Origin of the sequence: Terriglobus sp. TAA 43, from assembly GCF_000800015.1 — a bacterium.
Taxonomy (GTDB): domain Bacteria; phylum Acidobacteriota; class Terriglobia; order Terriglobales; family Acidobacteriaceae; genus Terriglobus.
In genome coordinates this window covers 691,411-705,662 of sequence record NZ_JUGR01000002.1, presented here as the reverse complement: position 1 = coordinate 705,662, position 14,252 = coordinate 691,411, and the positions used below count along the sequence as shown (strand labels likewise).

8 protein-coding genes and 1 pseudogene are annotated in these 14,252 nt (G+C 57.4%); 5 read left to right on the top strand and 4 right to left on the bottom strand.

Going from position 1 to position 14,252, the window contains the following annotated elements; all coding sequences use genetic code 11:
• Positions 1-352: 352 nt before the first annotated feature.
• The 5 genes from rplA (at position 353) to rpoC (ending at position 11,846) form a co-directional block, all read left to right on the top strand.
• Positions 353-1,084 (top strand): 50S ribosomal protein L1, encoded by a 732-nt coding sequence (gene rplA, locus M504_RS17580; RefSeq protein ID WP_369792920.1) that lies wholly within the window; start codon positions 353-355, stop codon positions 1,082-1,084.
• A 67-nt stretch (positions 1,085-1,151) separates the two neighbouring features.
• The gene (rplJ, locus tag M504_RS17575) at positions 1,152-1,805 is read left to right on the top strand and encodes a 50S ribosomal protein L10 (RefSeq protein ID WP_047496392.1); all 654 of its coding nucleotides are present in this window, start codon (positions 1,152-1,154) and stop codon (positions 1,803-1,805) included.
• 177 nt (positions 1,806-1,982) lie between these two features.
• Positions 1,983-2,360 carry a 50S ribosomal protein L7/L12 gene (gene rplL, locus M504_RS17570; RefSeq protein ID WP_047496389.1) on the top strand — a complete coding sequence of 126 codons (378 nt, stop codon included), beginning with the start codon at positions 1,983-1,985 and terminating at the stop codon, positions 2,358-2,360.
• 654 nt (positions 2,361-3,014) lie between these two features.
• Positions 3,015-7,496 (top strand): DNA-directed RNA polymerase subunit beta, encoded by a 4,482-nt coding sequence (gene rpoB / locus M504_RS17565; protein WP_047496386.1) that lies wholly within the window; start codon positions 3,015-3,017, stop codon positions 7,494-7,496.
• A 156-nt stretch (positions 7,497-7,652) separates the two neighbouring features.
• Positions 7,653-11,846, top strand: coding sequence for a DNA-directed RNA polymerase subunit beta' (gene rpoC, locus M504_RS17560; protein ID WP_047496385.1), 4,194 nt, complete (start codon positions 7,653-7,655; stop codon positions 11,844-11,846).
• 69 nt (positions 11,847-11,915) lie between these two features.
• Here the strand turns inward: rpoC and M504_RS17555 are convergent, their stop codons facing one another.
• From M504_RS17555 to M504_RS17545, 4 genes and pseudogenes are all read right to left on the bottom strand, one after another.
• Complete coding sequence (locus tag M504_RS17555) at positions 11,916-12,503, bottom strand: hypothetical protein (protein WP_047496382.1); 588 nt, start codon at positions 12,501-12,503, stop codon at positions 11,916-11,918.
• Positions 12,504-12,848, bottom strand: a complete 345-nt coding sequence (locus M504_RS22550; protein ID WP_156993953.1) for a hypothetical protein — start codon at positions 12,846-12,848, stop codon at positions 12,504-12,506.
• A 54-nt stretch (positions 12,849-12,902) separates the two neighbouring features.
• Positions 12,903-13,379 (bottom strand): annotated as a pseudogene (locus tag M504_RS22795) (hypothetical protein); the annotation flags it as partial.
• Positions 13,380-13,426: 47 nt separating this feature from the next.
• Positions 13,427-14,188 carry a DUF1080 domain-containing protein gene (locus M504_RS17545; RefSeq protein WP_084214500.1) on the bottom strand — a complete coding sequence of 254 codons (762 nt, stop codon included), beginning with the start codon at positions 14,186-14,188 and terminating at the stop codon, positions 13,427-13,429.
• Positions 14,189-14,252 lie beyond the last annotated feature (64 nt).

Below are 14,252 nucleotides of genomic sequence, written 5' to 3'. Positions count from 1 at the left end.
GGTCTTCTCGAAACCTTTGCCCGTCCCACAGACTGAAACACACTTGTGCTTGACATTTCTATCCTTTCGCCGGATACTGATAAGAGTGTCCGAGCCTCCGTTTGCACTCAGTGCAGCGGTCCTCGAATACATGGAAGTTGCGAAAGCAGCTTCCGTCCAACACCACGGCCGAACGGCTCGTTCCCCGCAGCAGTTGAGTAATCGCAATTCGGGACGGGTTCAGCGTGAAAATTACGCTGCGGATAAAGGGCGGGGCCCTCGCTGTAAGTGGACGAAAGTCCGGATGTCAGCGCGAGGCATGCCCGCTGGGCTAGAAGAATCCATCAGCCCGCTTTGTCCAATGGTTCAGGCGGTGGGAGACAAAGGAATAGGAATGGCACGCAAGATTTCGAAGAATCTGGCTAAGGCGCGCGCGGCTGTTGAGCCCCGCACCTACGCCCTGACGGACGCAGTCCCCCTCCTGCAGAAGATCAAGTACGCGAAGTTCGATGAGAACGTCGACATCACCCTGCGCCTTGGCGTAGACACGCGTCATGCTGACCAGATGGTCCGCGCGACCGTTCTGCTGCCCCACGGTCTGGGCAAGACGAAGAAGGTTGCCGTGATTTCGACCGCGGAAAACCAGCGTCTGGCTACAGAAGCCGGTGCAGACATCGTCGGCGGCGAAGAGCTCGTTGAAAAGATCCAGAAGGAATCCTGGACGGACTTTGACGCCCTGATCGCAACGCCGGACATGATGCGTTCGATCGGTCGTCTCGGTAAGGTTCTCGGCCCCCGTGGCCTGATGCCGAACCCGAAGACGGGCACTGTGACCACCGATGTGGCTGCTGCTGTAAAGGAAATCAAGGCCGGTAAGGTCGAGTTCCGCGCAGACAAGACCGCGCTGGTTCACGTTCCGGTAGGCAAGAGCTCCTTTGAAGCGGAGAAGCTGGTCGAGAACGCAATGACCGTGATCGGCGCCGTTGTGAAGGCGAAGCCGGCTGCTGCCAAGGGCAAGTACATCAAGGCGATGTACATCTCTTCCACGATGGGCCCTGGCATTGAGCTGGATCAGGCTGTCGCTGAGGCTGCCGCAAAGGCGTAACGATTTCGCCGCTGCGAACGCGGCTCGATAGATTCGGCCGGGCATGTGCCCGGCGAGGGATAAGACAATGGCATTGACCAAGCAGAAGAAGCAGGAGAAGGTTGCGGCGCTCGCAGGCGAGCTGCAGGGCGCGACCGCTGCCATCATCGGCACCTTCACCGCGATGACCGCGGCAAAGGATGTTGATCTCCGTAAGACTGTCCGCAACGCGGGCGGCAAGTATCAGGTGCTGAAGAACAAGCTGGCCCCCAAGGCTGGCGAAGGCACCAAGATTGAAGACGCACTGGGCGGCCTGAAGGGCGTCAGCTCCATTGCATACACCTCCGGCGATCCGGTAGCTCTGGCGAAGGCTCTGAGCACCTGGGTGAAGGACAACTCGCAGTTCACCTTCAAGCTGGGCATTGTGGACGGCAAGGTTCTTTCCGTTGCGGAAGTGAATCAGCTGGCAACCATGCCGGGCAAGGAAGAGCTGTTCGCGAAGCTCCTGTTCCTCATCAACGCTCCGGCACAGCGTCTGGCTACGGTCATCAACGCAACCGGTCGCGATCTGGCTGTGGTGATCAACCAGGCCGTGGAGCAGAACAAGCTGGGTGGCGCGGCTCCTGCCGCTGCTGTGGAAGCTGCTCCGGCAGTGGAAGCAGAAGCTGCTCCTGCTGCGGACACGGAAGGTGCTTCGGCTCAGGCCGAGGCGGCTGCCGACGAAGCTCCCGCAGAGGGATAAAAGTTTGACCCGGCAGGGTACCGCCGGGTTCGCATAAGTTTTGTCGTGACTGTTTCAGGGGGCGCAAGTCTGGGCGCATCGGAAACCTTGAATACGGGAAGGGCAGCCGGAATAGAAGTTCGATTCCGGGGACGTAATCAGCAGTATCCAGATTGAATTATTAAAGAGGGAATTACCATGGCAGACATCCAGCAGTTGGAAGACGCAATCGTTAGCCTCAGCCTGCTCGAAGCAGCTGAACTCGTGAAGAAGCTTGAAGAGCGCCTCGGCGTTTCGGCAGCAGCTGCTGCTGTAGCCGCTGCTCCTGCAGCAGGTGGCGGCGCAGCCGCTCCGGCAGCAGAAGAGAAGACCGAGTTCACCGTTATCCTGAAGGATGCCGGCGCAAACAAGATCAACACCATCAAGGCTGTCCGTGAAGTGACCGCTCTTGGCCTGAAGGAAGCTAAGGACCTGGTTGACGGCGCTCCGAAGCCCCTGAAGGAGAACATCTCCAAGGATGACGCAGCTGCTATCGCCAAGAAGTTCGACGGCATCGCAACTGTTGAAATCAAGTAGTTTCAGCCATTGCGGCTCCCGGCGCTAGCGCCGGGAGCCCTTTGCTGTGTATGCGATTTGCTTTCTATTCACGAAAGCAGTATTCTTTCGTTTGGAAGATGACCGCCCTGCGTAGGACTGCGTAACGGCGCGACGGTCGGCCTCAAAACGACATTCGAACCTTCTCCGGTTCAAGCAAGAACCGGCCACGGTATGCCTCAGGCGGCGGAGGTCTATCGTGCAGTCAACGCCTCAAGTCTCCTGCCCCGCCAGGCAGTGAGAAAGGTAACAAGGGCGGCAGTTATTTTTAGCAAATTTGAACTGGTGCAAAAGTCGGATCTTGCGCTCACGGGCTTTCCTGTCCCTGTGGGCCATTTCGCGTCTCCGGAAAAACCTCCGAGTAGACCGCATACACCGGCGTAGCACTGTAACGGCAGGAAATCAGCAGTAACTGAAACACAAGCTTCGTATCACCCTGAACGGGCATCAAGCCCATCTCAATTGCGCGCGGAACTCGCACCGGGGCAGAGCCTCCGCAGGAACTTTAAGCGCACACCACCCACGAAACAGCCGCCCACACGGCTATGTTTCGGCTCTCAATCGAAACTCTACCGCATCGGATGCGGTGGAAATCGGAAGGGAGGCCTCGGCACGACCAAGGGGAGTCTACAACGTATGGCAAGCAACACCGAAACGCGCGCACTCCGCAGCCGTCTCGACTTTTCCAAGATCCCAACCGCAATTCAGATCCCAAATCTGATCGAGGTCCAGCGTCGTTCGTATGAGCGCTTCCTCCAGATGGATAAGCTGCCCCAGGAGCGCGAGGACAACGGCCTGCAGTCCGTCTTCACCTCTGTGTTCCCGATTACGGATTTCCGTAATGTGAGCGAGCTCGAGTTTGTCGATTACTCCATCGGCAACTGGGAGTGCAAGTGCGGTTACTTGAAGGGTCTGAACCACCTGCGCACGGCCTGCACCACCTGCGGCCACATGGTCATCACGGACCCGTTCCATCCCGGCGACGTGCTCTGCCATTTCTGCGGTACCTACAACAAGAACACGCCGGACTTCTGCACCAAGTGCGGTGACCCGGTGGGTCTGCAGTTGAAGTACGACCAGGCTGAATGCGAAGAGCGTGGCATGACTTACTCTGCTCCGCTCAAGGTCACCATCCGCCTGAAGATTTACGACAAGGACCCGGAGACGGGCGTGAAGACCCTGCGCGACATGAAGGAGCAGGAAGTCTTCTTCGGCGACATTCCTTTGATGTCGGCCAACGGTACGTTCATCGTGAACGGCACCGAGCGTGTCATCGTGTCGCAGTTGCACCGTTCGCCCGGCGTCTTTTTTGAGACGGCGAACAACCGTACCTACTTCCTGGGCAAGATCATCCCTTACCGCGGAAGCTGGGTCGAGTTCGAGTTCGACCAGAAGAACATCCTGTACGTCCGCATCGACCGTAAGCGTAAGTTCCTGGGAACCATCTTCCTGCGCGCTCTTGGCCTGCGTACGGACGAAGAGATCCTCAAGACCTTCTACACGGCAGACACCATCCAGATTCGCGATGGCAAGCTCTTCTGGCAGATCCCTGCAGAAGGCGCGACCAACATTGTTGGTGTGAAGCCTGCTAATGCGATCAACGGCACCGACGGCACGGAAATCGTTGCTGCTGGCCGCAAGATCAGCACTGCGCTGCTGTCCAAGCTGCGTGCGGGCGGCGTCACGGAAATCGAAGTTGCGCAGAGCGATTTCGATGGCTCCATCTTCGCTGCTGACGTTGTCGATCTGACCACGGGCGAGCTGCTGTATGAGGCCAATCAGGAAGCTGGCGCTGACAAGCTGCACAAGACGCTGCAGTCTGGCGCCACCAGCTTTGAAGTCTTCTTCCCTGAGAAGGACGACGTTGGCAACATCATCACGAACACGCTGAAGCGTGACTCGGTTCGCAAGCCGGAAGAAGCTCTCATCGAGATCTACCGCAAGCTGCGTCCGGGCGACCCGCCGACGCTGGACACCGCGACTGCGCTCTTCGAAGGCATGTTCTTCGATCCGCGCAAGTATGACTTCTCGCGCGTGGGCCGTCTCAAGTTCAACATCAAGCTGTACGAGAACCAGGATGCAACCAACCTGGACAAGCGCACGCTGACGCCGGAAGACTTCTACGGAACCATCCGTTACCTGCTCAAGCTGCGTAAGAACATCGGCCTTGTGGACGACATCGATCACCTCGGCAACCGTCGCGTTCGCGCGGTGGGCGAGTTGATGGAGAACCAGTTCCGCATTGGTCTTGTGCGTATGGAACGCGCCATCAAGGAAAAGATGAGCGTGTACCAGGAGATGTCGACGGCCATGCCGCACGATCTCATCAACGCAAAGCCCGTCATGGCTGCGATCCGCGAATTCTTCGGATCGTCGCAGCTCTCGCAGTTCATGGATCAGACGAACCCGCTGAGCGAAATCACGCACAAGCGTCGTCTTTCGGCCCTTGGACCGGGTGGTCTCTCACGTGAACGTGCAGGCTTCGAAGTTCGAGACGTGCACCCGACGCACTACGGCCGTATCTGCCCGATCGAAACGCCGGAAGGTCCGAACATCGGTCTGATCTCGTCGTTGAGCTGCTTTGCGCGCATCAACGAATACGGCTTCATCGAGTCGCCTTACCGCAAGGTTAAGGACGGCAAGGTCATTGACTATGTCGCGATCACCAATGCTGGTGAGAGCGGTCTGCGTCAGGGTGATCCCGTTGAAGTCAACGAAGCCCGCAAGATGAAGCAGGATCTGGCGAAGGCTGGCAAGCGTGTCATTGAGACCGAGCCGTTCAGCTTCTACCTGTCTGCATGGGAAGAAGATCGTCACACGATCGCCCAGGCAAACGTGGAAATGGACGAGGAAGGCAAGTTGACGGAAGACCTGGTCAACGCACGTCGTCAGGGTAACTTCGTACTCGTTCCCCAGGCTGAGATCGACTACATCGACGTATCGCCGAAGCAGCTTGTGTCGGTTGCAGCTTCGCTCGTGCCGTTCCTTGAGCACGACGACGCGAACCGCGCTCTAATGGGTGCGAACATGCAGCGTCAGTCGGTTCCGTTGCTGATGGCGGAAGCTCCGTTCGTCGGTACCGGTATGGAAGGCGTCACCGCTCGCGATTCAGGTGCTGTGATCCTTGCTCGCCGTAACGGCATCATTGACTCGGTCGATTCCGAACGCATCATCGTGCGCGTAGAAGGCGAGCATCATCCCACGCAGCTGTCGCGTGAGGTGGGTTCGGACATCTATCAGCTCACGAAGTTCAAGCGCTCGAACCAGAACACCTGCATCAACCAGAAGCCGATCGTTCGTAAGGGCGACCGCGTAATCAAGGGCCAGGTCATTGCAGACGGTCCTTGCACGGAGCAGGGCGAGCTTGGTCTCGGTCGTAACGTCCTCGTCGCGTTCATGCCGTGGCGCGGTTACAACTTCGAAGACGCAATCCTCATCTCGGAAAAGCTGGTCCGCGAGGACTACTACACCTCGATTCACATCGAGGAGTTCGAGATCGAAGCGCGCGACACGAAGCTTGGACCGGAAGAAATCACGCGTGATATTCCGAACGTTTCTGAGCACGCTCTGCGTGACCTGGACGAGTCAGGCATCATCCGCATCGGCGCGAAGGTTGGTCACAACGACATCCTCGTGGGCAAGGTAACGCCGAAGGGCGAAACCCAGCTGACGCCGGAAGAGAAGCTGCTGCGCGCCATCTTCGGTGAGAAGGCTGGCGATGTACGTGATGCTTCGCTGACGTGCCCTCCGGGCATCGAAGGCACGGTTGTGGACGTCCGCATCTTCTCCCGCAAGGGTCAGGAGAAGGATGAGCGCGCCAAGCTGATTGAGCAGGAGCAGATCGAACGCCTGGAGAAGAACCTGGCGGACGAAATCCGAATCCTGACCGATGAGCGCCTGAAGCGTCTTGAGGCAATTCTGGGTGCAAAGGAAGTGCAGGCTGACCTGCATGACGAGCGCACCAACAAGAAGCTGCTCTCCAAGGGCGACATCCTCGACCGCGACACCATCGAGCTGATCAGCACGCGTAACCTCAAGCGTATTCGTTACGCCGACAAGGATCCGCGCGTGAACGAGCAGATCGACGAGATCGAAGAGATGACCTCGCGTCAGATCGACGTTCTGCGCAAGATCACCAACGAGAAGATCAGCAAGATGCAGAAGGGCGATGAGCTTTCGCCTGGCGTCATCAAGATGGTCAAGGTGTACATCGCCATGAAGCGCCGCCTCTCGGTCGGTGACAAGATGGCCGGTCGTCACGGTAACAAGGGTGTGGTTGCACGCATCCTGCCTGAGGAAGACATGCCGTACCTGCCGGATGGAACGCCGGTAGAAATCGTGCTGAATCCTCTGGGTGTGCCTTCGCGTATGAACGTGGGTCAGATCCTCGAAACGCACCTCGGTTGGGCTGCACACACACTCGGACAGAAGATTGCCGAGATGGCGCAGCAGGCTGCGGATGCCAACGAAGTTCGCGAGATCTTCAAGGCTCGCTTTGCGAAGACGGCCGCTCTGAACCAGCTCCTGGAGCTGGATGACGAGATGACGCTTCGCGTGGCGAAGGGCATGAAGCGCGGCATCTGGTTCGGCACGGCGGTGTTCGACGGCGCACAGGAAGGCGAAATCAAGGCGCTGCTCGCAGCGGCTGGTCTGCCTTCTTCCGGTAAGACGGAACTCTTCGACGGTATGACCGGCGATGCGTTCGAACAGCCGGCGACCGTTGGTTACATCTACATGCTGAAGCTGTCGCATCTTGTCGACGACAAGATCCACGCTCGCTCCATCGGACCGTACTCCCTCATCACGCAGCAGCCGCTGGGTGGTAAGGCACAGTTCGGCGGACAGCGCTTCGGTGAGATGGAAGTGTGGGCCCTGGAAGCATACGGCGCGGCTTACATCCTGCAGGAGCTGCTCACGGCCAAGTCGGATGACGTCTTCGGACGTACGAAGATTTACGAGGCCATCGTGAAGGGCGAAGCGGCGATCGAACCCGGCGTGCCGGAGTCGTTCAACGTGCTCATCCGCGAACTGCAGTCGCTCTGCCTGGATGTCGAACTGGTCAAGCAGGAAGATCTGAAGAAGATCCCGATGCTTCCCATCGCGGCAGCCGCCGACTAAACGCCGGATCGGTGTCGAGGGTGATCCCTCGACACCCGGTTCGCGCGCACAGAGTTTTGGAATGGGCATGCGGCCCGCCACAAGTGACCGCGAAGCAGCAGTACCAACCGCAGGACCGGTTCCCCACAGAACCGCAACTGCACGGAGACTAACTACATGTTCCGTTCAAGCCCGTTTGAACTGTCCGGCCCCATCACCGACTTTGACGCGATCCGTATCTCTCTCGCATCCCCCGAGAAGATTCGTTCGTGGTCGCACGGTGAAGTGACGAAGCCGGAAACCATCAACTACCGTACCTTCAAGCCCGAACGCGATGGCCTCTTCTGCGCCCGCATCTTTGGACCCATCACGGACTGGGAATGCCTCTGCGGCAAGTACAAGCGCATGAAGCACCGCGGCGTGATCTGCGATAAGTGCGGCGTCGAAGTCACACTGTCCAAGGTTCGTCGTGAGCGCCTTGGCCACATTGAGCTGGCATCGCCTTGCTCGCACGTCTGGTTCTTCAAGGGCCTGCCGTCGCGTATCGGTCACCTGCTCGACATCTCTCTGCGTGAGCTCGAAGCTGTTCTCTACTTCGAGTCGTACGTTGTCATCGACGCTGGTGACGCGCCCGTGAAGGAGCGCGAAATCATCAAGGACGAGCAGCGTTTCCGTGAGCTCGATCAGCAGTACCGTCCCTCTGGCTTCAAGGCCATGATGGGTGCGGAAGCCATCAAGGAACTGCTGAAGCGTGTTGAGATCGAAGAGCTCGCCATCGAGATGCGCGAGAAGATGAAGGTCGAACAGAGCCTTCAGAAGAAGCTTAAGTACGCCAAGCGTCTCAAGGTTGTTGAGGCTTTCCGTCGCAGCGACAACAAGCCCCAGTGGATGATTCTCGACGTGATCCCCGTGATCCCGCCTGAGCTTCGCCCCCTCGTGCCATTGGACGGCGGCCGCTTCGCGACTTCGGATCTTAACGATCTGTATCGCCGCGTGATCAACCGTAACAACCGTCTGAAGAAGCTGATGGACCTGCATGCTCCTGAAGTCATCGTGCGCAACGAAAAGCGCATGCTGCAGGAAGCAGTCGACGCGCTGTTTGACAACGGCCGTCGTGGCCGCGTGCTGCGCGGTGCAAACAACCGTCCGCTGAAGTCGCTCTCTGACACCCTCAAGGGTAAGCAGGGCCGCTTCCGTCAGAACCTGCTCGGTAAGCGTGTGGATTACTCAGGCCGTTCCGTTATCGTGGTCGGTCCTGAGCTGAAGCTGCACCAGTGCGGTCTGCCGAAGAAGATGGCGCTTGAACTCTTCAAGCCCTTCATCTATCACCGCCTCGAGCAGACAGGTCACTGCACCACCATCAAGCAGGCCAAGGAAATGGTGGAGATGCAGGAGCCCATCGTTTGGGACATCCTGGAAGAGGTCATCAAGGATCACCCGGTCCTGCTGAACCGCGCTCCAACACTGCATCGCCTCGGCATCCAGGCGTTTGAGCCTGTGCTCGTCGAAGGTAAGGCCATCAAGATTCACCCGCTCGTCTGCACGGCGTTCAACGCCGACTTCGACGGTGACCAGATGGCTGTGCACATTCCGCTGTCGCCGGAAGCTCAGGTTGAAGCCAGCGTGCTGATGCTCGCAGCGCACAACATCCTGTCGCCCGCGTCGGGTCAGCCCATCACCGTGCCCACGCAGGACATGGTTCTTGGTCTGTACTACCTGACCAAGGCCAAGGTTGGCGCCAAGGGTGAAGGCCGCGTCTTCGCGAACATTGAAGAAGTGCTGATGGCTCTCGAAGCCAAGCAGGTGGAAACGCTCACGCCGATCCGTCTGCGCTACACCGGCCCCGTGCTTGACCTCACGACGGCATACGACGATCAGGATCTGACGCACACGGAAGTGGTGGACTACAACAAGCAGTTCATCAACACGACCGTAGGCCGCGCCATCCTGAACGACGCTCTGCCGGAAGGCATGCCGTACGTTAACGGCCTGCTGAAGAAGAAGGGCATCGGCCAGCTCATCAACTACTGCTACCTGAACCTGGGCCTTGAAGTCACGGTGAAGGCGCTCGACCGCATCAAGGAACTCGGCTTCCAGTTCGCCACGCGTTCCGGCCTCTCGGTCGGTCTCGACGACATGGTGATCCCGGAGTCGAAGTACACCGTTGTGCACGAAGCGGAAAAGCAGGTCATCGCTGTGCAGCAGCAGTACCTCGACGGTGCCATCACCAACGGTGAGCGTTCGAACAAGGTCATCCAGATGTGGTCCGGTGTAACGGAGCGCGTTGCCGATGAGATGTTCAACAACATGAAGCGCGCGGACAAGGAAGGAGCCATGAACCCGATCTACATCATGGCCGACTCCGGTGCGCGTGGTTCGAAGCAGCAGATCCGTCAGCTCTCCGGTATGCGTGGTTTGATGGCTAAGCCCTCGGGCGAAATCATCGAAGTTCCCATCACTGCGAACTTCCGTGAAGGCCTCACGGTGCAGCAGTACTTCATCTCGACGCACGGCGCGCGTAAGGGCCTTGCGGATACCGCGTTGAAGACCGCTGACTCGGGCTACCTGACCCGTCGTCTCGTTGACGTCGCTCAGGACGTCATCATCACCGAGAGCGATTGCGGCACCAGCAAGGGTATCTACGTGATGCCGATCATCGAAGCTGGCGAAATCATCGAGCCGCTGCGCGACCGTATCATCGGCCGTGTAACGACCGAAGAGTACAAGGACCAGGAAGGCAACATCGTCATCGGTCCGAACCAGGAGATCGACGAGCAGCTCGCAACCGACATCCAGGCCGCTGGCGTGGAGAAGGTCAAGATCCGCTCGGTGCTCACCTGCGAATCCAAGCGTGGCGTCTGCAAGCTTTGCTACGGCCGTAACCTCGGCTCGGGCAAGCTGGTTGAAATGGGCGAAGCAGTAGGTGTCATCGCTGCTCAGTCCATCGGTGAACCCGGAACGCAGCTCACCATGCGTACCTTCCACGTGGGTGGTACGGCATCGCGAGTTTCCGATCAGTCGCACCTCGACGCGAAGAACGCCGGAGCGGTTAAGTTCATTAACCTTTCAACCGTTCGCGCCAAGGACGGCAGCCTGGTTGCCATGAACCGTTCCGGTCAGGTCGCCATCATTGACGACAAGGGCCGCGAACGCGAGCGTTACCCCATCGTTTACGGTGCAAAGCTGCGCGTAGAAGATGGCGCTCAGGTTGAAATCGGCACCACGCTCGGCGAGTGGGATCCGTACACCTACTCCATCGTTACGGAAATCGGCGGCACCATCCAGTTCAAGGATCTGCAGGAAGGTGTCACGCTCAACGACGAAGTGGACGAAGTCACCGGCCTGTCGCGCCTGGTGGTTGCGGACGCTCCGGATGAAAAGCGCCAGCCGGCACTGCTCGTCAACGGAACCGACGGTGGCAAGAAGCGTTACCTCATGCCCAGCCGTGCAAACCTCATGGTGCAGGACGGACAGGAAGTGGGACCGGGCGACATCCTCGCCAAGATCCCGCGTGAGTCCACCCGTACCAAGGACATCACGGGCGGTCTGCCGCGCGTTGTGGAACTGTTCGAAGCGCGTAAGCCGCGCGAGACGGCCACAATTGCCGAGATCGACGGTGTGGTTCGCTTCGGCGACGTGGTCAAGGGTCAGCGCAAGATCTACATCACGGGCGACACCGGCGAAGAGCGCGAGTACTCTGTGCCGCGCAGCATCTACGTCAACGTGCAGGAAGGCGAGCGTCTGGCAGCCGGCGAAAAGCTGTTCGACGGTCCGCTCAACCCGCATGACGTTCTTGCCGTCCTCGGTGAACAGGAACTGCAGCGTTACCTGGTGAACGAAATCCAGGAAGTCTACCGTCTGCAGGGCGTGGCCATCTCGGATAAGCACATCGAGGTGATCGTTCGCCAGATGCTCCGCTGGGTCAAGATCGACGAAGTGGGTGATTCGACCTTCCTCCTCGAGCAGCAGGTGGATCGCTTCCGCTACAACGCGGAGCGCCAGCGCTGCCTGAACGATGGTGGCCGTCCGCCGCTTGGCCGTCCTCTGCTGCTGGGTATCACGAAGGCGTCGCTGTCCACTGACAGCTTCATCTCCGCGGCCAGCTTCCAGGAGACGACCCGCGTACTCACCGAGGCGTCCATCAACGGCGCCGTGGATACCCTCCGCGGCCTGAAGGAAAACGTCATCGTCGGCCGACTCATCCCCGCCGGCACCGGCATGGAGTACTACCGCAACGTTCAGCTCTCACCCGAGCTGGAAGAAGCGGCAGCCAAGATCCAGCAGGAAGTCCAGGAAGCGCACGACGCAGAAGAGCGCGAACTCGAAGCAATGCGCATGGAAGGCGAGCAGGAAGAACTCGCAGCCGAATAAGCGCGATCACAACAAGCAACACAAAGGGCGGACTCGAAAGAGTCCGCCCTTCTTCTTGGTCCGTGTTATTTAATTATGTTTGTCCTCGTGCTCATCAGATTCATTCGCTGTAATGTACTGAAGGGCGACAGGGTGAGCTGGGTGAGCAGCTTGTTCATCGACGGTATACGTGTAGTCACCTTTGTTGATCTTGTTTTGAGCACGTTTAAAACACCATTCGGGAGCCGTAAAGCTTTCTGACCTCGCTTTCTCTAGCCGCTTGAAGAGAGGCTGTACGTCCGCTTCAAACTCGGGGAAAGTTTTGTGGAAGCTGATATCGCCTGCCTGCCTAAACCGATCTTGAAGGTTCTTGAATTCGCCCGCGAGACGGCAGCATTGATCGAGGTGCCTGTCGAGTTTCAATGCCGCGTAAACGGCAGGGAGTAAGCCAGCGAGAAAAGAAAAAAGCGCAGTGAGGTTGCGGAAACTTTCAACATTAGAACGGGTGAGAACGCTCCAAGTACCCAATGAACCGCAAACGAGAGGAACTACTAGGAAGGCCGTCTTTAAAAAGCGGCAGAATCTCAACCAGATATAGAAAGTCGTGGACGTGTATAAACACGTGTCCACTAGGCGGTAACACTCTTTTCTCAGCGCTTCTGATCTATCATCGGCCATTTAATTCAACGGTACATCGTCCCCGAAGATGTTCTTCCATTCCCACCAAGCATCCACATTCTTATTTGCCGCTTCGTGATCACAGGCCTTGCGGGCACGTTCATAAGCACTCTCTGCTCGGCTTTTCCAAGCATCCCCAAGTGATATCGCCTCATAGGTGATAGGGAGGAAAATATATGTGTTGGCTTGTCCCTTTAGCCATGAAAAGAAATCACGAACCATCCAATCGTAATAGACAGAGGATTTCCCTCGATAGGACCAGTTCGCTATAAATTCTTCTGCCAGCCTCTCCAACCAGAAGGATTTCAAGGGAACATTGCAGTAGTTTTGCCACTTCTTCATCATCCGAATCAGATCTCGTGTGTTTCCTGAACTGTTGGTATCGGACTGTTGGAGGCTATTTTGTTGGGCTGTGGGATCAACGATTTTGTACGACCCACCGCTGTTCGTGTCACAAATCTTGTACAGTCCATTCCAATGTAAAAAGCAAGGAGCGAGCTCTACTGTTTGTGTGGCGAATGGCACAAGAACGATCTGTCCGTCCGCTGACATCTTCGTTGTTGAATAGCAATTGCATAGAACATTTTTCACTTCTTGCAGTAGCTGAGATTGTTTGTTTCCGGGTTTTGATTCGTATCTGTCATAGACCGACCTCGGAAGTACAAACATCACATCAATGTCCCGCGGAGGTCTCACTCGTGTATGCCTTGCCCATGATCCAATCAGGAGACTATTTGCCGTTTCGGAATTAAGGCTGTAGTAGTGCCTATTCAGGCAAGAGCGGACCCCAGCGTGATTTCGCCTCCCGTCCTCTTTCTGCCGATCTGTCATTGCAATGTTGTTTAGGAAACCAGTGAACCGCTGACTAACTGTCATGATGTTATGCAGTGTAGCCCGGGAGACAGAAGACAGCACCTGATTTATCAGCTATGCAATTCACGAATCTTGATATTCCGAAACCAAACCGGAAAGCCATGGTCCTGCAGCAAAAGATAGCCGCTGGTTTCCTGACCATACTGCGGAAACACATGGTACTTGCTGGCAGCACGAATGGCTTTGAACTCCGGTGAATCGCGATCGTACTCAAGAACCTTCACACCGTTCAGCCAATGCTCTGCATGCTTGCCGCGCACCACAATGCGAGCAGTGTTCCATTCACCCACAGGCTTGATGGGCTTATCGGCGGCAGCTGGAATCATGTCATAGAGTGAAGCAACGGTGCGGTCACCATCCTTACCGCGCTTCGCATCCGGGTGCAGAGCATCATCCAGAATCTGATACTCAAATCCAATGGGCGAACCATGTCCGTTCTTCCACGGCATCAGGTCCAGGTTCACAAAGTACATGATCCCGGAGTTCGCACCGGGCGACGTCTTGAAATCCACCGACAACTCAAAGTTGGAGTAAGTACGGTCGGTAACAATGTCGCCACCGTTGCCAGCTTCTTCGCCACCTGTCTCGGTCACAGTGATGGTGCCATCCTGCACAGCCCAGCCAGTAGCAGGGAACCCACCACCACGCGCACTGTGCCAGCCGTTGGTCGTCTTGCCATCAAACAGCAGCTTCCAGCCATCAGCCTTTTCTTTGGCGGTAAGCGTATTCGTCTTCTGTGCGGACGCCGGCAACACAGCAAGCGAAAGAGTCAGAACGCAGGCGGCAAACTGTTTCATCATGGCCAACAGCATATCGCTCTTTCGCAATCGCGATGTCAACGAGAACACGCCACGGAGGAACACATCAGAAAGCAAA

Bases quoted from the DNA above. Each gene is read 5' to 3' on its own strand.
- M504_RS17555 (WP_047496382.1), bottom strand. From the start codon at position 12,503: ATGGCCGATGATAGATCAGAAGCGCTGAGAAAAGAGTGTTACCGCCTA.
- rplJ (WP_047496392.1), top strand. From the start codon at position 1,152: ATGGCATTGACCAAGCAGAAGAAGCAGGAGAAGGTTGCGGCGCTCGCA.
- rplL (WP_047496389.1), top strand. From the start codon at position 1,983: ATGGCAGACATCCAGCAGTTGGAAGACGCAATCGTTAGCCTCAGCCTG.
- rpoC (WP_047496385.1), top strand. From the start codon at position 7,653: ATGTTCCGTTCAAGCCCGTTTGAACTGTCCGGCCCCATCACCGACTTT.
- M504_RS22550 (WP_156993953.1), bottom strand. From the start codon at position 12,848: ATGATGAAGAAGTGGCAAAACTACTGCAATGTTCCCTTGAAATCCTTC.
- M504_RS17545 (WP_084214500.1), bottom strand. From the start codon at position 14,188: ATGCTGTTGGCCATGATGAAACAGTTTGCCGCCTGCGTTCTGACTCTT.
- rpoB (WP_047496386.1), top strand. From the start codon at position 3,015: ATGGCAAGCAACACCGAAACGCGCGCACTCCGCAGCCGTCTCGACTTT.